Below are 17,687 nucleotides of genomic sequence, written 5' to 3' on the forward strand. Positions count from 1 at the left end.
ATGAGCCGCAAACAGCAACTGCTCAAGCGCCATCGGCGCAACAAACGCATCGGCCTGTTGATTGCGTTGATGCTGCTGATCGCGATCGGCGTGCTGGTGGCCTGGTGGCTGCCGCTGGTGCTTGCGGTGCTGGGCTGGATCGCCCACGAGGCGTGGTTTGCCGACCATCTGTTTTATTCTCCCCAAGACGATTACCAATACAGCTTCCCGCCGTATACACCACAGCCCAAGATTCATCTGGACGGTGAACGGCTACGGCTGGATGAGGGCGTCATGCTGGTCGATGACGCCACGCTGATACTGGCGTTGCGGGTCAAAAGTACTTGGCTGGGGCGCTTTATCGATCCGGTGGTCGAGTTGCTGGGGGGGGATAATCCCGACCGGCAAACTTTCGAGCGCGGTGTAAACGGGCTGCGTTATCTCAATCTCAGTGGTCAGTCACGGGTGCTGTCACAGGGTGAATTACGTTTGCGCGGGCGTTTCTGCCGATTGCTTGGTGAGCCAGTGCTTTGGGCGTTTGAGCATCCGGATTACAGTCGTCAACGGGTGATGGTGATCGCCCCGCACGCCGACGACGCGGAGCTGGCGGCATTCGGGCTGTACAGTAGCGCAAGTCAAAGTTGGGTGGTGACCCTGACCGCCGGTGAAATCGAGGCCGGGCACTATCGACAGATGGGGCTCAATGATGTCGAAGCGTCCCGGATGAAAGGTTCACTGCGTGCCTGGGACAGTGTCAGCGTGCCATTGTGGGGAGGTGTACCTCAGGAGCGCTGTATACAACTGGGGTACTTCTGCCTGCAATTGCCCGTCATGCAGAGAGCACCGGCCGAGGCCGTAGCGTCCCGCGAGGCACAGCTTGGCGATACCCGATATTTCCGACGGTTCAATCCGTTTGCCTTGGGCAGTGACGTTGATGGCCTGCCGTCCTGGAACAATCTGCTGGCGGATCTGCGTGAGTTGATCGAGCGCATCGAGCCTCAGATCATTGTCTTGCCGCATCCACGCTTTGACCCTCATCCAGACCATCTGTGCTCGCAGCAGGCAGTGATGCAGGCACTAAGCGGCACGACTTGGCAACCCGACACCTTATTGCATTACGCCAATCATTTGCACGACAACGATCGCTGGCCAATGGGCGATGCCGGTACAGGCGTAGCGCTGCCACCGCAGATGGGTACGCATGAGCCGCTGCGACCCTGGACGCTTTGTTTATCCGCCGAAAAGCAGTGGCATAAGGCCATGTCGTTGGGCATGATGCACGACCTTCAGCCCCGGCCTCCCTTCAAGCGTCTACTGCGCCAGGCAATACAACGTTGCCTGGCGGCCCGACGCCGGCCGGCATTCGGCGAAAACGAGTTCTTCCGTAAAGCAGTGCGACGCCACGAGTTGTTTTGGGTCCAAGAGCAGTCTGGAAAGAGAGAGTCCAATTGAAAGTTCTGTTTCTGGTTCAGAAGGAGCAGCGAGCGATCCTTGACCGACTGTATGACGGGATCGCCGAGCATTGCGAGTGCGACAAGCGTGAATTGACCAGTGCAGAGCAGGACGACTTGCGTGGGTACTTTCGCAGGCATGTCGATGTGACCCGTTATGACCGGATCGTGTTTTTCCTGCGCTTCAAAAAAGAAATCAGACAGGTGAGGTTCATACAAACCCTGCCCAATCTGGTTATTCTTGAACACGATGCGTACCAGAATTACATCCCGTGCAAATACACCGGAAAATTCAGTGCCCATTACCGCAAATTGCCTTGGGTACGGGTGATCAGCTCGGGTTTCATGGTCAGCCAGCGTTTGCGTGATGAAGGTTTTGACGCGCATTTCGTGCCCAAGGGCTACGATCAGGCGCTGTTGCAAAACCGTCAACGTGAGCGTGATATCGAGCTGGGTTTCGTTGGCAGTCTCAATAGCGTGGCGTATGCCGGTCGCAAGGCCATGCTCGAGTCGGTGGCCGACGTCGAAAACTTGCTGATCACTCGCACCGGGTCGGGTGAGGAGTACTGCGAGACGTTGAGCCGGATCCGTTATTTCGTGAGTGCCGATGTCGGCATGGGCGAATACATGATTAAGAATTTCGAGGCCATGGCCTGTGGTTGCGTGCTGTTTGCTTACGATCAAGGGGAAGCAGAGAATCGCGCGCTAGGTTTTGTTGATATGCAGAATATTGTGCTCTATCGAACACGCGACGAACTCAGAGAGAAACTCGCCGTGTTGCGCGCGTCCTCGCAGCTGGCCGAGGCCATTTCGTTGGCCGGCCAGGCTCTGGTAGAGCAGCGCTATACCTTCCGGGCGGTGGGGCATGCGATTGTCGATGCCATGCGTGCGCCGTTGCGCGAGCGGGTGCCGCTGAGCTGGAAAGAGAAACTACGCTTGTCGTTGGGGCTGTGAAGCCGGGCGATTAAACAATCAATGGTGCGGTGTAAATAAATGCTGTTCAGCGATACTAGCGACATTTCGATCGTCATCACCAGTTGCGGCCGCTTCGATCTGTTGAAGCGGACACTGGAGACACTTGACCGGTTCAACACGGCCCCCATCCGTAAAGTGTTCATTACCGAGGACTCCGGCGACAGTGCCGTAGAGGCCTGTATTCCGGAGCACTGGAGGGCGCACACCCAGTTCTTCATCAACAATCCGCGTCTGGGTCAGTTGCGATCCATCGATGCCGCCTATGCTCAGGTGCAGACGTCATGGATCTTCCATTGCGAAGACGACTGGGATTTTTATCGCGAAGGGTTTATCGAAGATTCCCAACGCCTGTTGGAGGAAGATCCACAGGCGCTGCAGGTGTGGTTGCGCAGCTTCAATCATGACCTGATGGTTCACAGTCCTTATGTGTTCCTGGGCGAACGAAAAGTCAGCCATGGCGTTCCTTTCTACATGCTGGGTTCGCACAAGGCCGACTGGCAGGGTTTTTCCTTTAACCCGGGGCTACGCCGTCGCGCGGATTATCTGTTGCATGCACCGTATTCCGGGTTATCCGGAGAGAAGGAATTGTCGCGTCTGTATGCCGGGGAAAACCGCTATGCGTTGATTCTGGAAAACGACGCGGTATTGCACACCGGCTTCGGTGAGCATGTGGTGGTTCCACAGGAGCGTGCGGACAAATTGAAGCGCAAACGTCTCGATCGGCTCAAGCTGATGGCAGCCCTTATTATCGGCATGGCGACAGGTTGGGTGCTCCATGGGATTTAGCGGCGCGAAGCCTGGAAAGATCACCGTCACGTCTTATTTTGGAACGATGCTCTGTCTGTTTCTGCTGAGCTTCATAGTGGGCTGGTCGTCGAAGTGGACCAACAACCTGTTTTACGGACTGATGGTAGTGCCGGGCCTGTTTTTCCTGATCAAGGAACGCGGTAAAGGCTTGCTCAAGCAGCCGTTGATGTGGGGCTGGCTGGCATTTCTTCTGTGGTTCGTGGTGCCTGCGGCGATTGCCGGACAGTTGCAGTTCTACAAGCACATTTTCTATGTGCTGATGTTCGTCATGGTGATCGGCGCATTCACCGAACCTCGGTTTTTCCGCAGCCCTCTGTTTGTTCGTGCGCAGTTCTGGATCCTGGCGATGTACATTTTCGCCTGCGCGCTCTACAGCTGGGTAACCGGTGAGTATGCCGTCGGCAGTCGGGTGGCATTGCTTCCTGCGCGTTTGCAGAACGTCATATATGCCAGTATCTGGCTGTTGTGCGCGTTGGCGCTGGCGTTGCCATTCTGGCTCAGGGAACGCAAGTTCATCGAAGCTGGCCTGGCCGTCGCTTTTTCGTTATTCGCGGTGGTCTACATCCTGCAGGCACGCACGGCGTTGGTAGGGGTGGTGTTCCTGGCGGGTGTCTGGGGGCTTTACGGTATCTACCACAAACCGCGACTGGTCGGCGGCATCATGGCGATTGGTCTGGTGCTCATGGGGCTGTTGTTCCTGACGGTGCATAACGACGCCTGGTACCAGGCACTGTGGGTACGCGGCGATTCGTACCGCATCGAGATTTTCGATGTCATGGTTGGCGAATGGCACCGTTGCGGCTGGGTACTGGGTTGCGGCATCGACTTCCACACCACTCAGTTGCTCGATGGCTGGATGCCGATTCAGCATCCGCACAATATTTTCGTCTCGCTGGGGCTTTACAGCGGCGCAGTCGCACTGGTGTTGTTCATCGCACTGATGGCGGCCTCGCTTTGGCAAGCCTGGCGTGTGCGTGATGAGTGGGGCGTGTACCTGGCGTGTGCGCTGGTGATGCTGAACTTCGACGGCGGCTTGTTGATCGGCAATCCCGACGAGCTATGGCCATTGGTGCTGTTGCCGGCGGGGATGATCCTTTCTCGCGCGTTGCAAGCGCAGCGCCAGGCGCTAGTGTAATACCCGACCTTCGTCCCGGCCCCAGGGACGAAGGTGTCTGGATCATTTTTGCAGAACGATGCTCAGTTCTTCCGGGGAGCAGGTGCTCTGTGTCTGGCCATAATTCTCCATGAAGACTTCGCCGCGACCGTCGAGCAACCATTGGCGGTCTTGCGGGTATCGCACCATGTGCTTGAAGTTGCGCAGCCGCAGGCTCTTGCGCAGCGGACGGCGATAAACCCGCATGTCTGCAATATCGATCAGGCCCAGCTGATGCTCGGGCGTGAGCACTATATTGCCCAGGTGCGCTGAACGGAAGTAGATCCCGCGCTCATGCAAGGTGGCCATGAAGGCCCCCAGCTGACCGCGCAGTGGGTCGGCGTCGTCCTGGGCATCCAGAAGTTGGCGCAGGGTCCGACCCGGTAACGGGTCGTAATGTACGGCATCGCGCTCGATGCTGGGGATGCGGTAGACCTGACGTATCGACGGACAGGGAATCTGCCGCTCATGCAGTGCGTCGCAGTTGTCGGCAAAGCGTTTGGCGTAGGGGTACCAGGCAGCCGATGTCAGCAGGCGCTTGCGACGAAACAGCTTGAGGATCGAGCCGTCCGTCAACCGCAGAACCTTGTCCCCGGAGCCATCGGCTTCAAGGACTTGTGCTCCCTCGCGCAGGGCGAGGTATCGGGGGTGGTCAAGCACTTGCATCAATACTCCAGGTTTCGACGCTGTGAGGCATGGATAGCCGGTAATGTTACCGCAGCTCAGTGACTAAAATGGCCTGTGTTACACTCGCGGGCTCTTTTCTCATACAACGGGTTCTCATGACTAGCCCTGATTCGCCTGCGCCGTCGAGCTTGAAGATTTACCTGCGCCTGCTGTCGTATGTGCGCCCGTACTGGGGCATGTTCGCCATCAGTATCGTCGGCTTCGTGATCTTTGCTTCGACGCAGCCCATGCTGGCCGGGATTCTCAAGTATTTCGTCGATGGCTTGAGCAACCCGGAAGCAGTGCTCTTCCCCAATGTGCCTTATCTGAAGGACTTGCAGCTGCTGATGGCCGTGCCATTGCTGATCATCCTGATCGCCGCGTGGCAAGGCCTGGGTTCGTTTCTTGGCAACTACTATCTGGCGAAGGTTTCGCTGGGGCTGGTGCACGACTTGCGCGTCGAGCTGTTCAACAAGTTGCTGGTACTGCCTAACCGTTATTTCGACACCCATAACTCCGGGCATCTGATTTCACGCATCACCTTCAACGTGACCATGGTTACCGGTGCCGCCACCGATGCTATCAAGGTGGTGATCCGCGAAGGCCTGACCGTGGTGTTTCTGTTTGCCTACCTAATATGGATGAACTGGAAGCTGACCCTGGTCATGCTGGCGATCTTGCCGCTCATCGCGTTCATGGTCGGCAATACCAGTAAAAAATTCCGCAAGCAGAGCAAGAAGATCCAGGTGGCCATGGGCGACGTGACCCACGTCGCGTCCGAGACCATCCAGGGTTATCGCGTTGTGCGCAGTTTCGGTGGCGAGAGCTATGAAGAGCGCCGCTTTGCCGAAGCCAGCCAGGGCAACACGGACAAGCAATTGCGCATGACCAAGACCGGCGCAATCTACACACCGATGCTGCAGTTGGTGATCTACAGCGCCATGGCTGCGCTGATGTTCCTGGTACTGTTCCTGCGCGGCGATGCGACCGCCGGTGACCTGGTGGCATACATTACCGCCGCAGGCCTGTTACCCAAGCCGATTCGGCAGCTATCGGAAGTCAGTTCGACGATCCAGAAAGGCGTCGCCGGGGCCGAAAGCATCTTCGAGCAACTGGATGTCGAGCCGGAGGTGGACAAGGGTACGGTCGAGAAAGATCGGATCAACGGTCATCTGGAGGTGCGCAACCTGAGCTTCACCTATCCGGGAGCCGACCGTGAAGTACTGAAAAACATCAGTTTCACCGCGGCACCGGGGCAAATGATCGCACTGGTGGGGCGTTCCGGCAGCGGCAAGTCGACCCTGGCCAGCCTGATTCCACGCTTCTATCACCACGAAACCGGCGAGATCCTGCTCGATGGCGTGGAAATCGAAGACTACCGCCTGCGCAATCTGCGTCGTCATGTTGCCCAGGTGACGCAACACGTCACGCTGTTCAATGACACGGTTGCCAACAACATCGCCTACGGTGATCTGGCCGGCGCGCCGCGTGCGGATATCGAGAAAGCTGCCGCAGACGCCTATGCCATGGATTTTATCGCCCAGCTACCGCAGGGGCTGGACACCGATGTCGGCGAGAACGGTGTGCTGCTCTCCGGCGGTCAGCGACAGCGTCTGGCGATCGCCCGGGCCTTGCTGAAAAACGCGCCACTGCTGATTCTCGATGAAGCGACGTCGGCACTGGATACGGAGTCTGAACGACACATTCAAGGCGCGCTGGATCGAGTCATGAAGGGTCGCACGACGCTGGTCATCGCTCACCGGTTGTCGACCATCGAGAAGGCTGACCTGATTCTGGTCATGGATCAGGGCCGGATCGTCGAGCGCGGCACCCATGCCGAGCTTCTGGCGCAGAATGGCTACTACGCCCGCCTGAACGCCATGGGGCTCGACGCCCCGGCTGAAGACATCGCTTGATTCGATGCAAGGGTGAGCCCTGCTCACCCTTGCATTCACCGGCGTGCAACGCGTCCGGTGGATTGTATCCAGACCTTTACGCTTCTTGACCAAACCTGAATAAATCTCGGCAACGCGCTTGTTAAGGTTCCTGAACGAACTTTGACTTCAATCGAGGGGGCCAACCCTTTCGCGCGGGTGCTGCCATGCTGCAACGTTATCTCTGGAAGCTCTTGCCCAAGCCGCAGCGGGCTTTTCTGTTGGGACGCCTGTCGGTCGTGGACCGTCAGGTGATCAACAAGTCGATGTCGGCCAGCCTGAGTTTCCCCCAGGCCTTCGAGCAGCGTTCCTGTCTATTCATTCATGTTCCCAAGTGTGCCGGGAGCAGCGTGTGTGCGGCGATGTTCGATGGCTGGAGCCCCGGGCACTTGCCGTTGTACTGGTACGAGCAGCAGTTTCCCGAGCAGTTCGCCGCCAGTTTCAAGTTCGCCTTCGTTCGTGATCCGCTGGAAAGGGCCTACTCGGCTTATGCCTTTTTGCGCGGCAATGAGTTGAGCCGGCGCGATCAGGCGGCGCAGAGGCTGGTCTGCCACTACCGCGACTTCGATGATTTCGTCGCTCGCTGGCTGCATTCGGAGACAATCAGCCGACAAATGCATTTTGCCGCGCAAACGGATTTTCTGACCGATTCCCTTGGGCATCTGGCCCTGGACTTCATCGGCTACCAGGAGCATCTGGAGCGGGATTTTCGCCTGGTCTGCGAACAGATAGGCCACTGGGCGGTGTTACCTCATGTCAACGGCTCGCGACAGCGGCGTCCGATGCTTGCCCGCGATTTCTGCTCGGTGCGTACCCGTCGGCTGGTGCGACGGGTGTACCAGCGTGATTACGAAATGCTCGGTTATGAATGAGACCCTGTCGATACCTGTTCCAGAGATCAGGCCTTACGATTTGTCGCTGTCGAACCGCGACCGCGCCGCAATCAAACTCCAGCACCCGCGTTGCCTCTGGTTGACGGGCCTGTCAGGTGCGGGCAAGTCGACCCTGGCCAATGCACTGGAGTTGCAACTCAATCGGCACGGGCTGCACACGTTCCTGCTCGATGGCGACAATTTGCGCAATGGCCTGTGTCGTGACTTGGGAATGAGTGCTGAGTGTCGCCGGGAAAACATCCGGCGCATGGCCGAGGTGGCACGGCTGATGGTCGACGCCGGTTTGATTGTGATTGTTGCGGCGATCTCGCCGTTTCGCGCAGAGCGTGATGCCGCTCGTCGGTTGTTCGCTGAGGGCGATTTCATCGAGGTATATGTGAGCACGCCCTTCGCGGTGTGCGCGCAACGGGACCCCAAAGGTCTGTATCAAGCGGCCCGCCAAGGGCGGATCAAGAACTTCACCGGCATCGACAGCCCTTATGAGGCACCGCTGACGGCGGAGTGCGAGATCGACACCCAGGCGCTGCAATGTGAGGACGCTTGCCATCGTTTATCGCAATTTCTGCTCAATAAATGAACAGAAATCCCCGCCGATTCATCCGGTTGCAGCCGCCCCGCAAGCCAGCGCCAACCCTGTGGTAATATCGCGCCCCTGTTCATTTTGTATGTGGGTTGCTCCATGAAGTTGTCCATGCCGCGATTCAATCAAGCCCCTGTCTTGGTGGTCGGCGATGTCATGCTCGACCGTTACTGGCATGGTGGTACCTCACGGATCTCCCCTGAGGCGCCGGTACCGGTCGTCAAGGTCGAGCACATCGAGGACCGCCCGGGCGGTGCCGCCAACGTTGCCTTGAACATTGCCGCGCTCGGTGCGCCGGCCTCGCTGGTCGGCGTGACCGGCGACGACGAAGCCGCCGACAGCCTGGTCAATAGCCTCAAGGGCGCCGGCGTGCGGGCGTTGTTCCAGCGCATTGCGCACCAGCCGACCATCGTCAAGCTGCGGGTCATGAGCCGTCACCAGCAATTGCTGCGTATCGACTTCGAAGAGCCTTTCGCAACTGACGCCCTGGCGCTGGGCGAGCAAGTCGACGAATTGCTCGAAGGCATCAAGGTGCTGGTGTTGTCCGACTACGGCAAAGGCGCGCTGAAAAACCATCAGGTGCTGATCCAGGCCGCCCTTGCCCGTGGCATTCCGGTGCTGGCCGATCCCAAGGGCAAGGATTTCTCGATCTACCGTGGCGCGAGCCTGATCACCCCGAACCTCAGCGAGTTCGAAACCATCGTCGGCGGTTGCGCCGATGAGCACGAACTGGTGAGCAAGGGCGCGCAGCTGATGCACGACCTCGACCTCGGTGCATTGCTGGTAACCCGTGGCGAGCACGGCATGACCTTGCTGCGCCCGGATCATCCGGCGCTGCACCTGCCGGCCCGTGCCCGTGAAGTGTTCGACGTGACCGGCGCCGGCGACACGGTGATTTCTACCCTGGCGGCGGCGATCGCCGCTGGCGAAGAGCTGCCCCATGCGGTGGCCCTGGCCAACCTGGCGGCGGGCATCGTGGTCGGCAAGCTCGGTACCGCGGCCATCAGCGCACCGGAACTGCGTCGCGCGATCCAGCGCGAGGAAGGCTCCGAGCGCGGTGTGCTGGGCCTCGAGCAGTTGCTGCTGGCAGTCGATGACGCGCGAGCGCACAAAGAGAAGATCGTGTTCACCAACGGCTGCTTCGACATCCTGCATGCCGGCCACGTGACTTACCTCGAACAGGCGCGCGCCCAGGGTGATCGCCTGATCGTGGCGGTCAATGACGATGCGTCGGTGAGCCGCTTGAAGGGGCCGGGTCGGCCGATCAACAGCGTCGACCGTCGCATGGCGGTACTGGCAGGTTTAGGCGCCGTGGATTGGGTGATCAGTTTCTCTGAAGGCACCCCGGAAAACCTGCTGCGTGCGGTCAAGCCGGATGTACTGGTCAAGGGCGGTGATTACGGGATCGACCAAGTGGTTGGCGCGGACATCGTCAACGCTTACGGCGGGACCGTGAAGGTACTGGGGCTGGTGGAAAACAGCTCGACCACGGCGATTGTCGAGAAGATCCGCCAATCAGAGCCGGAGTAAAGCCATAAAAAAGATCGCAGCCATCGGCGGCCCCTACAGGTATACACATGACCCTGTAGGAGCTGCCGAAGGCTGCGATCTTTTGCTTTTGTGATGCTTCAAGAGCTGACTTTCTTGCGCGGCACGATTCTTTTCAACAGTTGCTTCGCCTTCCCGCGTAACCGGGCCAGGCCGGAATCCTTCCCCGGTGGGGTCAAACCCTGCTGCCGCACCCAATCCTTCCAGCGAATCCGTTCATCCCTCACCAGCCAGCCTTCCTGCCGGGCAAAACTCTCCGCCAGATACAACCCGCGGGTACTTGCCGGGTACAGGTGATCCTTTTTCAGGGTATAGAGCTCGGCCATCGGCTGACCGTCCTGCAGTGGCATCAGGTACAAATCGGGACGTTTGCGATCGAGCCGGGCCACCAGTTGATCGCCCTCCAGCCGCTCGTCGACATGGAACAGGCTCAGGGATTTGGCTTCCTTGGGCACGTCCAGGCGCAAATCGTAGATCAATTGCAGCGAGGCTGTCGGCAAGTGCACGTAGGCCCGGGGACGTTCGATCAGCGGCATGTTCGCGCAGCGCACCGGCCGCGCCGAGCCGGAGAGTGGTGTCAGGCGAAACGGCAGGGCTTCGCGGTAATGCAGGGCTGCCGAGTAGGGCGCTGGCAGCCAGGTTTCGTTGAAGCGCCCGCTGAGCCAGCCCTCCGGGGTTTCCAGCAGGCACTCTTCGGCAATTTCCTGGGTCGCCGTGTGCAACGGCAGGTTCAGCTCATGGGCCGGCACGTAGCCGGAGATCAGCTTGAGCACCACGTCGCCGCGATCCTGCCGACGCTGACGCACCAACACCCAGTAGTCGCGATTCTGCCAATGCAGGGTCAGGCGCACCGAAACCCCGAGGTTCGCCAGCTCCAGGGCAAACCGCTCGCTGTCGGCCACCGTCACCGGACGGCGGCGTTGCAGGGTCTGGGAAAAATTCAACGGCATCCCGACGCTCTGGTAACTCAAACCTTCGGGTGTGGCTTCGACGAACAGCGGCAGGGTCTTGAAGTTGCTCGGGTTCTTTCTTATGAGCGTACGCGGCATGTCGGCTCCTGCTTAAGGCCGCGTGGGCGGCATCAGTTTCTACGAAGGACCTGGGCAACGGTCGCGACGTTATGGGCGAGGTGCAGCGGATTGATGGTCCCGACAATAGCACTGGCTACCCCCGGGTGTTCAAACAACAGTTCGAAGCTGGCGCGCACCGGGTCCACGCCCGGGCTCAGGCACACATGGCCGCTGGCCAGGGCCTTTTTGACCAGGATCGCTTTGCCGTGAGCAGCAGCATAGTCAATGACTGGCTTCTCGTTCTGTTCGTTCAGATTGTAGGTGACCATTGCGCAATCACCTTGTTCCAGAGCCTTCAAACCGCCTTCGATGGTTTTGCCGGAGAAGCCGAAGCCGCGGATCTTGCCTTCGCGCTTGAGCTCGGCAAGGGTCGCATAGACCTCACTGTCGTTGAGAATCTCCAGGTCGTTGCCGTCGGAATGCACCAGCACCAGATCGATAAAGTCCGTTTCCAGACGTTGCAGGCTGCGCTCCACCGAGAACCGGGTATGCGCGGCGCTGAAATCATGGCGGGACTGACCATCGGCGAACTCTTCACCGACCTTGCTGACGATTACCCAGTCCTGACGCTGCCCGCGCAGCAACGGGCCGAGACGCTCTTCGCTGCGGCCATAGGCCGGGGCAGTGTCGATCAGGTTGATGCCCAGGTCGCGCGCGAGTTTGAGCAGCATGCGGGCTTCGTCGTCGCCGGGGATCTGAAAGCCGTTGGGGTATTTCACCCCTTGATCGCGGCCAAGTTTCACTGTGCCCAGGCCCAGGGGCGATACCAGCAGGCCGGTACTGCCCAGCGGGCGATGCAGGTCATGCAGGGTCGGTTGGCTCATGGCAGCAGCTGCTCCCAGGCTGGGGCGCCTATCGGCGGTTTTGGCAGTTCCGGCAGCGGGGCCGGATGGCTCGGCTGAATACCGTCGCGTTGTAGTGTGGCGAAGACGCGGTCGGCGAAGTCCGGTGCCAGGGCCAGTTTGGTCGGCCAGCCCACCAGCAGACGATTCTGCTCGGCGAGGAAGGCGTTGTCCGGGCGGGTCAAGCCCGATTGCAGCGGCTCGGCGCGTTCGACTCGCAAGGTCGCCCACTGTGCGGTGCTCAGGTCGATCCACGGCAGAAGTTGGCCAAGTTCTTTCTGGGCGGCGGCAATTTGCGCGGCTGGCTCGCGGGCCACACCTTCGGCTTCGGCGATGTCGCCGCCCACGTACCAGACCCACTGGCCATCGGCGGCCGGGTGAGTGGTCACGGTGACGCGCGGCTTCGGTCCGCCGCCCAGGCAGTGGGCATACAGCGGTTTGAGGCTCGGGCCTTTGACGATGATCATGTGCAGGGGGCGGCGCTGCATGGCCGGTTGGCTCAGGCCCAGCGCGGTCAGCAGGTCAGCGGTGCCGGCACCGGCACTGAGAACGATGCGCTGGGCGCGGATTTCGCGTTCGTCGACTTTCAAACCGACCAGTTCGCCATTTTCCAGCAGCGGCTCGATATGCTGACCGGCCAGCAGACCGTCGCCAGCCAGGTCGGCCAGGCGCTGAATCAGGCTTGGCACGTCGACCACCAGTTCTGTCAGGCGATAGACCTTGCCCTTGAAGCGCTTGTCTTGCAGCGCCGGCGGCAATTGATCTCCTTTGACCTGATCGACCCGCCCGCGCACGGCTTTGCTGGCGAAAAAGCTGGTGAGGTTGCCAGCGAGGGTGCCGGGGGACCAGAGGTAATGGGCATCGGACAATACGCGCACGCCGGACAGGTCCAGTTCGCCGTCGCCGGCCAGTGCTTCACGCCAGCGACGCGGCATGTCGGCAATGGCTTCCGAGGCGCCGGTCAGGGCGCCGTGCAACGCGTACTTGGCACCGCCGTGGATGATGCCCTGGGACTTCAGGCTTTGCCCGCCACCGAGGCTGGCGCTTTCCACCAGCACGGTCGAGAAACCCTGGCGGCGCAGGCGTGCATTCAGCCAGAGGCCGGCGACACCAGCGCCGACAATCAGAACGTCGGTGGAAATAACGGATGGCATGCAGCGACCTCAGTGTTCAAGACGAGGGCGCAGTATACAGACTCATAGATTGGAGGTTTTGCTGGCGATCAAGAGATTCATTGTGGCGAGGGGGCAAGCCCCCTCGCCACAAGAGCATTGGTTGTGTCAGTTAATGCCCCGCGGTTTTCGAGAACAGCTGAATAACCACGACGCCCAGCACAATCAACGCCATCCCCAGCATTGCCGGCACATCCAGTTTCTGCCCGTAGATAAACAGCGCCGCGACGCTGACCATCACGATGCCCATGCCGGCCCACACCGCGTAGGCCACGCCGACCGGAACGCTGCGCACCACCAGGGTCAGCATCCCGAAAGCAATGCCGTAACCGACGATGACCAGCAGCAGCGGCAGTGGCGTGCTGATACCCTTGACCGCTTTCATCGAAACGGTGGCGATCACTTCGGCGCAGATGGCAATGGCGAGGTAGTAGTAAGCGGTCATGGGTCAATCCTCGTATGAAGTGTTGCTTTCTGAGGTCGGCATTCTAGAGATCCGCCAGATGCGGTAAAGTCATTACCTATCTGTTCTGAAGATGGGTTGAGCCATGAACATGCAATGGAGTCTGGAACAGCTGCACTTGTTTGTCAGTGTCGCGGAACAGCGTTCCTTTTCCGCGGTGGCGCGGGATCAGCGCAAGGCGCAGTCGGCGGTCAGCAGTTCGATTGCGCTGCTGGAAGAAGACCTGGGCGTCAGCCTGTTCGATCGCAGCAGTGGTCGCCAGCCGAGACTCACCGAAGCCGGCACCGCGCTGCTTGAAGAGGCGCGGGAAGTGCTGCGCCAGTGTGAGCGCCTCAACGGCCGGGCACTAGCGATGATGCGCGGTCAGGAAGCGAGTTTGCGGGTGGCGCAGGACGAGGCAATGCCTTATCAGGCAGTGGTTGAAAGCTTCGAAGCCCTGGCCGAACAATTTCCCAGCCTCGAAGTGCAACTGACCAGCGCTGCCCAGGGTGACGTCGCGCGCAAACTGGTGGAACGTCGGGCCGACCTGGGCTTGCTGTTTTATCACGAGCAGATTCCCGAAGCCCTTGAGCGCCGAGTGCTGGGCAGCGTTGAAATGGTCACGGTGTGCGGCGTGGGGCATCCATTGGCGCAGCAGACGCAGGTCAATTGCCAGCAACTGGCGCAGCATCGACAGCTGCTGATGTCCACGCAGTCCAGCGTCTATCCCGGCAGTGAGCCGGCCAGCCCGCAGGTCTGGCGTGCCGACAGTTTCTATGTGATGGCCGAATGGGTGATGCGCGGCCTCGGCTGGGCCTGGTTGCCGCGCCACGTGGTGCAGTACCCGGCGTATCAGAATCTGATGGTCGAACTGACCAGCGAATGGACGCCGCCGGCATTGATTGTGGAGCTGGTCTGGCGCCGCGACGAGCCCCTCGGCCCGGCAGCCCGTTGGCTGGCGGAACGTTTTGCCGTGCACTTGCAGGCGATTGGCTAAAAAACCGATAAACTCCGCCGCCATGAATAGAACCCTCTACACCGCGCTGTTTTACCTGGGGCTGCCATTGGTAGCGATTCGGCTTTGGTTGCGGGCGCGCAAGGCGCCGGCGTACGCCAAGCGCATTGGCGAGCGTTTCTCCCTCGCGCTACCGGCGATGAAGCCGGACGGCCTTTGGGTGCACGCGGTGTCGGTGGGCGAAAGCATCGCCGCGGCGCCAATGATCCGTGCCTTGCTGCAGCGATATCCGACGCTGCCGATCACCGTCACCTGCATGACCCCGACCGGGTCTGAGCGCATCCAGGCGCTGTTTGCCAACGAGCCGCGCATCCAGCACTGCTATTTGCCTTATGACTTGCCTTGCGCTGCGGCGCGATTCCTTGATCGGGCCCGGCCAATACTGGCGGTGATCATGGAAACCGAGCTCTGGCCCAACCATATCCATCAGTGCGCCAAACGCGGGATTCCCGTGGCCCTGGCCAATGCGCGACTGTCCGAACGCTCGGCCAAGGGCTATGGCCGCTTCCATAAACTGACCCGGCCGATGCTCGCCGAGATGAGCCTGTTCGCAGTGCAGACCGAAGCCGAGGCCCAGCGTTTCCGCGATTTGGGCGCGCGCCCGGAAACCGTCGAAGTGACCGGTTCGATCAAGTTCGACCTGACCATCGATCCGCAGCTGTTGCAGCGTGCCGCCGAATTGCGGGGACAATGGCAGGCGCTGGAACGCCCGGTGTGGATCGCCGCGAGTACCCATGAAGGCGAAGACGAAGTGGTGCTCGATGCCCATCGTCGGCTGCTGGTCAATCACCCCGATGCCTTGCTGATTCTGGTGCCGCGTCACCCGGAGCGTTTCAATCCGGTGTTCGAGTTGTGCCGGCAAAAAGGTTTCGCCACGGTACGGCGTTCGACGGGCGAGCCGGTGACCGCGGACACTTCGGTGTTGCTGGGCGACACCATGGGCGAGTTGCTGTTTCTCTATGCCTTGGCCGACAGCGCTTTCGTCGGCGGCAGCCTGGTGCCCAACGGCGGCCATAACCTGCTGGAGCCGGCGGCCCTGGCCAAACCGGTGCTCAGCGGGCCGCACCTGTTCAACTTCCTCGAAATCGCCGCGCAGTTACGCAGCGCCGGAGCGTTGGCCGAGGTCGATGATGCCGAAGGGCTGGCGCTGGCGGTGCAGCGGCTGTTCGAACTGCCGCGTGATGCGCAGCGGATGGCGGAGGCGGGGCTGAAGGTGATGCGCACCAATCAGGGTGCGTTGCAGCGATTGCTGGATGGGTTGGGGCGGTTGATCGAGCGTTAGACCCAGTTGCCTGAAACAAAAAGATCGCAGCCTTCGGCAACTCCTACAGGGTGTATATCAATCCCAATGTAGGAGTTGCCGAAGGCTGCGATCTTTTGCTTTTAAGGTTTGGCTTTGAGCTGTTCCGCCGCAGCCTTCGCCAGATCCGGTGGCAAGAAGTCCTTGTCCGGGTTGTAATCGGCTTTGAGATAACGCGTCAGGTCCTGCAAGTCCCCTGGGTTCAAGGTGCCGGCGGCCTGCTTCAGGCGCAGGTTGTCGAGGATGTAGTCGTAGCGCGTGTTGTTGTAGTTGCGCACCGAGGTGTACAGCTGACGCTGGGCATCGAGCACGTCGACGATGTTGCGCGTCCCCACCTGATAACCGATTTCGGTCGCTTCCACCGCGCTCTGGTTGGAAATGATTGACTGCCGACGTGCCTGCACCTGTTCGACGTCGGTGTTCACGGCGCGGTGCAGATTGCGGGTGTTTTCCACGACCTGGCGACGCAACGCTTCGCGTTGTTGCTCGGTCTGATCCAGCCGTGAGTAAGACTCGCGCACCTGGGAGCTGGTCAGCCCACCGCTGTAGATCGGGATGCTCAGTTGCAGGCCGACGGTGCGTTGTTCGACATCGCCACCGTAACGCACGCCGTTCGGGCTCGGGTTGGTAAAGCCGAGGGCGTCGTTATCACCTTTCTTGTATTGCGCGACCGCATCCAGGGTGGGCGCATGGCCGGCCTTGCGCTGCTTGAGGGTCTCTTCGGCAGCGCTCACCGCGTAGTTGCTGGCCAGCAAATTCAGATTCTGTTTGGCGGCGGTATCGACCCAGGCCTTGGCGTCGTTCGGTGCCGGCGGCAGGATCGGCAGGGTATGGACGATGCCCTGGATCGAGTTGTACTGGCGGTTGGTCAGGGTGATCAGCGCTTCGAACGCGTCATCCACCTGACGCTGGGCGAGAATCCGGTTGGCCCGCGCCGTGTCGTAACTGGCCTGGGATTGCAGCACATCGGTCTTGTCCGACAGGCCGACGTCGAAGCGCTCGTTGGACTGGTCGAGCTGGCGTTTGAAGGCTGCTTCTTCGGCCTTGGTCGAGGCCAGGTTGTCCTGGCTGCGCAGCACGTTGAAGTAGCTTTCGGCGCTTTGCAGGATCAGGTTCTGTTCGGTGGCCGAAAGTTGCAGGGCGGCCTGTTCGTTGACGTCCTTGGCGGCCTGGAACTGGAACCAGCGGTCGGCGCGGAAAATCGGTTGCGACAGGGTCGCCTGATACACCGTGCCACTGCGGTTCGAGGTCACCGATGGTTGATCGAGCGCGGTGCGGGTGTCGTTCAGGTTGGCCCCGGCCGACAGGTTGGGCAGCAGTCCGGCGCGGGCCTGGGGCACGACTTCCTTCTGGGCGCCGTATTGGGCGCGGGCGGCGGCGATATCGGCGTTGTTGTCCACCGCTTCCTGATAGACGCTGACCAGGTCGGTCTTGGTCGATAAGGGCGCTTCTGCTGCCCAGGCCATTCCATTGGACGCACAAGACACGGCAAGGGCCAGTGAGAGTTTGCGCAGCATGAGGCCATCCCTAAAAAATTACGCTGATAATTTGAGCGCCAAGGCTACGGCGCGGCGCACTGCAGCGTCAAGGCAGAGCGTCAAGGCGCGGCACGGCGTAGCGAGTGTAGTTGCACGCAGGCACGGCAACAATCCGCTGATTGCGCCATTCATCATGGTGTTTACCGTGGTGTTGGCGTTCTTTGCCGGTTATGTCTAGACTGGCCGGGTTCTTGTCGGGGTGCCTTGCTATGAGGCTGAGATCGAATAATTTCGGATCCCGTTGAACCTGATCAGGTTAGCGCCTGCGTAGGGAACAAGATTTCTCGTCACCCGGCGAGTCCTCTTGTGCTTCGTCCGGGAT

The 17,687-nt window shown here is 60.3% G+C and carries 16 protein-coding genes and 1 riboswitch; of the genes, 10 read left to right on the forward strand and 6 right to left on the reverse strand.

The genetic code is table 11. The annotated features are described in order from the left end of the window. From PSH69_RS02295 to PSH69_RS02310, 4 genes are read left to right on the forward strand one after another with little or no spacing between them, the layout of a single operon-like run. Positions 1 to 1,431, forward strand: coding sequence for a PIG-L deacetylase family protein (locus PSH69_RS02295; RefSeq protein ID WP_305410922.1), 1,431 nt, complete (start codon positions 1 to 3; stop codon positions 1,429 to 1,431). After that, entirely contained in the window at positions 1,428 to 2,384 is a 957-nt protein-coding gene (locus tag PSH69_RS02300) for a glycosyltransferase (protein ID WP_305410923.1), read from the forward strand. The genes PSH69_RS02295 and PSH69_RS02300 overlap by 4 nt, the downstream gene beginning before the upstream one ends. Before the next feature lie 39 nt (positions 2,385 to 2,423). Then, on the forward strand, positions 2,424 to 3,191 hold the full coding sequence (locus PSH69_RS02305; RefSeq protein WP_305410924.1) for a glycosyltransferase family A protein: 768 nt from the start codon (positions 2,424 to 2,426) through the stop codon (positions 3,189 to 3,191). Next, on the forward strand, positions 3,181 to 4,347 hold the full coding sequence (locus PSH69_RS02310; protein WP_370695227.1) for an O-antigen ligase domain-containing protein: 1,167 nt from the start codon (positions 3,181 to 3,183) through the stop codon (positions 4,345 to 4,347). Before PSH69_RS02305 ends, PSH69_RS02310 begins: the two co-directional genes overlap by 11 nt. Before the next feature lie 42 nt (positions 4,348 to 4,389). Here PSH69_RS02310 and PSH69_RS02315 read toward each other — a convergent pair whose 3' ends face one another. After that, positions 4,390 to 5,031: a toluene tolerance protein gene (locus tag PSH69_RS02315; protein WP_305410926.1), complete on the reverse strand. Its 642-nt coding sequence runs from the start codon at positions 5,029 to 5,031 to the stop codon at positions 4,390 to 4,392. Positions 5,032 to 5,147: 116 nt separating this feature from the next. On the opposite strand from PSH69_RS02315, the gene msbA reads away from it, so the two are divergent. The 4 genes from msbA (at position 5,148) to hldE (ending at position 9,968) form a co-directional block, all read left to right on the forward strand. Further along, positions 5,148 to 6,947 (forward strand): lipid A export permease/ATP-binding protein MsbA, encoded by a 1,800-nt coding sequence (msbA, locus tag PSH69_RS02320; RefSeq protein WP_305410927.1) that lies wholly within the window; start codon positions 5,148 to 5,150, stop codon positions 6,945 to 6,947. A 185-nt stretch (positions 6,948 to 7,132) separates the two neighbouring features. Beyond that, the gene (locus tag PSH69_RS02325; RefSeq protein ID WP_305410928.1) at positions 7,133 to 7,837 is read left to right on the forward strand and encodes a sulfotransferase family 2 domain-containing protein; all 705 of its coding nucleotides are present in this window, start codon (positions 7,133 to 7,135) and stop codon (positions 7,835 to 7,837) included. Next, entirely contained in the window at positions 7,830 to 8,435 is a 606-nt protein-coding gene (cysC, locus tag PSH69_RS02330) for an adenylyl-sulfate kinase (RefSeq protein WP_305410929.1), read from the forward strand. The genes PSH69_RS02325 and cysC overlap by 8 nt, the downstream gene beginning before the upstream one ends. 102 nt (positions 8,436 to 8,537) lie before the next feature. After that, entirely contained in the window at positions 8,538 to 9,968 is a 1,431-nt protein-coding gene (hldE, locus tag PSH69_RS02335; protein WP_305410930.1) for a bifunctional D-glycero-beta-D-manno-heptose-7-phosphate kinase/D-glycero-beta-D-manno-heptose 1-phosphate adenylyltransferase HldE, read from the forward strand. Between the two features lie 98 nt (positions 9,969 to 10,066). Here hldE and PSH69_RS02340 read toward each other — a convergent pair whose 3' ends face one another. The 4 genes from PSH69_RS02340 to PSH69_RS02355 all read right to left on the reverse strand — a co-directional run bounded on the left by PSH69_RS02340 (position 10,067) and on the right by PSH69_RS02355 (position 13,515). Next, positions 10,067 to 11,035, reverse strand: a complete 969-nt coding sequence (locus PSH69_RS02340; RefSeq protein WP_086944091.1) for a metal ABC transporter ATPase — start codon at positions 11,033 to 11,035, stop codon at positions 10,067 to 10,069. A gap of 32 nt (positions 11,036 to 11,067) precedes the next feature. Beyond that, on the reverse strand, positions 11,068 to 11,880 hold the full coding sequence (locus PSH69_RS02345; RefSeq protein ID WP_305410931.1) for an aldo/keto reductase: 813 nt from the start codon (positions 11,878 to 11,880) through the stop codon (positions 11,068 to 11,070). Then, on the reverse strand, positions 11,877 to 13,052 hold the full coding sequence (locus PSH69_RS02350) for an FAD-binding oxidoreductase (protein WP_253417060.1): 1,176 nt from the start codon (positions 13,050 to 13,052) through the stop codon (positions 11,877 to 11,879). The genes PSH69_RS02345 and PSH69_RS02350 overlap by 4 nt, the downstream gene beginning before the upstream one ends. Positions 13,053 to 13,182: 130 nt before the next feature. Next, positions 13,183 to 13,515 carry a multidrug efflux SMR transporter gene (locus PSH69_RS02355; RefSeq protein WP_007939639.1) on the reverse strand — a complete coding sequence of 111 codons (333 nt, stop codon included), beginning with the start codon at positions 13,513 to 13,515 and terminating at the stop codon, positions 13,183 to 13,185. Positions 13,516 to 13,618: 103 nt separating this feature from the next. Here PSH69_RS02355 and PSH69_RS02360 point away from each other — a divergent pair, with 103 nt between their 5' ends. Together PSH69_RS02360 and waaA are read left to right on the forward strand one after the other, a co-directional pair. Beyond that, complete coding sequence (locus PSH69_RS02360) at positions 13,619 to 14,509, forward strand: LysR family transcriptional regulator (RefSeq protein ID WP_305410932.1); 891 nt, start codon at positions 13,619 to 13,621, stop codon at positions 14,507 to 14,509. Positions 14,510 to 14,531: 22 nt separating this feature from the next. Next, the gene (gene waaA / locus PSH69_RS02365) at positions 14,532 to 15,809 is read left to right on the forward strand and encodes a lipid IV(A) 3-deoxy-D-manno-octulosonic acid transferase (protein ID WP_305410933.1); all 1,278 of its coding nucleotides are present in this window, start codon (positions 14,532 to 14,534) and stop codon (positions 15,807 to 15,809) included. Positions 15,810 to 15,910: 101 nt separating this feature from the next. Here the strand turns inward: waaA and PSH69_RS02370 are convergent, their stop codons facing one another. Further along, positions 15,911 to 17,344, reverse strand: a complete 1,434-nt coding sequence (locus PSH69_RS02370) for a TolC family outer membrane protein (protein WP_305410934.1) — start codon at positions 17,342 to 17,344, stop codon at positions 15,911 to 15,913. A 206-nt stretch (positions 17,345 to 17,550) separates the two neighbouring features. After that, positions 17,551 to 17,656, forward strand: a riboswitch (TPP riboswitch). Positions 17,657 to 17,687 lie beyond the last annotated feature (31 nt).

The sequence above is a fragment of the Pseudomonas sp. FP1740 genome, assembly GCF_030687165.1.
Taxonomy (GTDB): domain Bacteria; phylum Pseudomonadota; class Gammaproteobacteria; order Pseudomonadales; family Pseudomonadaceae; genus Aquipseudomonas.

What these genes read in the sequence shown, in the direction of transcription:
- PSH69_RS02345 (WP_305410931.1), bottom strand. Translation starts at nt 11,880, where the DNA reads ATGAGCCAACCGACCCTGCATGACCTGCATCGCCCGCTGGGCAGTACC.
- PSH69_RS02360 (WP_305410932.1), top strand. Translation starts at nt 13,619, where the DNA reads ATGAACATGCAATGGAGTCTGGAACAGCTGCACTTGTTTGTCAGTGTC.
- PSH69_RS02370 (WP_305410934.1), bottom strand. Translation starts at nt 17,344, where the DNA reads ATGCTGCGCAAACTCTCACTGGCCCTTGCCGTGTCTTGTGCGTCCAAT.
- hldE (WP_305410930.1), top strand. Translation starts at nt 8,538, where the DNA reads ATGAAGTTGTCCATGCCGCGATTCAATCAAGCCCCTGTCTTGGTGGTC.
- PSH69_RS02295 (WP_305410922.1), top strand. Translation starts at nt 1, where the DNA reads ATGAGCCGCAAACAGCAACTGCTCAAGCGCCATCGGCGCAACAAACGC.
- waaA (WP_305410933.1), top strand. Translation starts at nt 14,532, where the DNA reads ATGAATAGAACCCTCTACACCGCGCTGTTTTACCTGGGGCTGCCATTG.
- msbA (WP_305410927.1), top strand. Translation starts at nt 5,148, where the DNA reads ATGACTAGCCCTGATTCGCCTGCGCCGTCGAGCTTGAAGATTTACCTG.
- PSH69_RS02340 (WP_086944091.1), bottom strand. Translation starts at nt 11,035, where the DNA reads ATGCCGCGTACGCTCATAAGAAAGAACCCGAGCAACTTCAAGACCCTG.
- PSH69_RS02355 (WP_007939639.1), bottom strand. Translation starts at nt 13,515, where the DNA reads ATGACCGCTTACTACTACCTCGCCATTGCCATCTGCGCCGAAGTGATC.
- PSH69_RS02315 (WP_305410926.1), bottom strand. Translation starts at nt 5,031, where the DNA reads ATGCAAGTGCTTGACCACCCCCGATACCTCGCCCTGCGCGAGGGAGCA.
- PSH69_RS02350 (WP_253417060.1), bottom strand. Translation starts at nt 13,052, where the DNA reads ATGCCATCCGTTATTTCCACCGACGTTCTGATTGTCGGCGCTGGTGTC.
- PSH69_RS02305 (WP_305410924.1), top strand. Translation starts at nt 2,424, where the DNA reads ATGCTGTTCAGCGATACTAGCGACATTTCGATCGTCATCACCAGTTGC.
- PSH69_RS02310 (WP_370695227.1), top strand. Translation starts at nt 3,181, where the DNA reads ATGGGATTTAGCGGCGCGAAGCCTGGAAAGATCACCGTCACGTCTTAT.
- cysC (WP_305410929.1), top strand. Translation starts at nt 7,830, where the DNA reads ATGAATGAGACCCTGTCGATACCTGTTCCAGAGATCAGGCCTTACGAT.
- PSH69_RS02325 (WP_305410928.1), top strand. Translation starts at nt 7,133, where the DNA reads ATGCTGCAACGTTATCTCTGGAAGCTCTTGCCCAAGCCGCAGCGGGCT.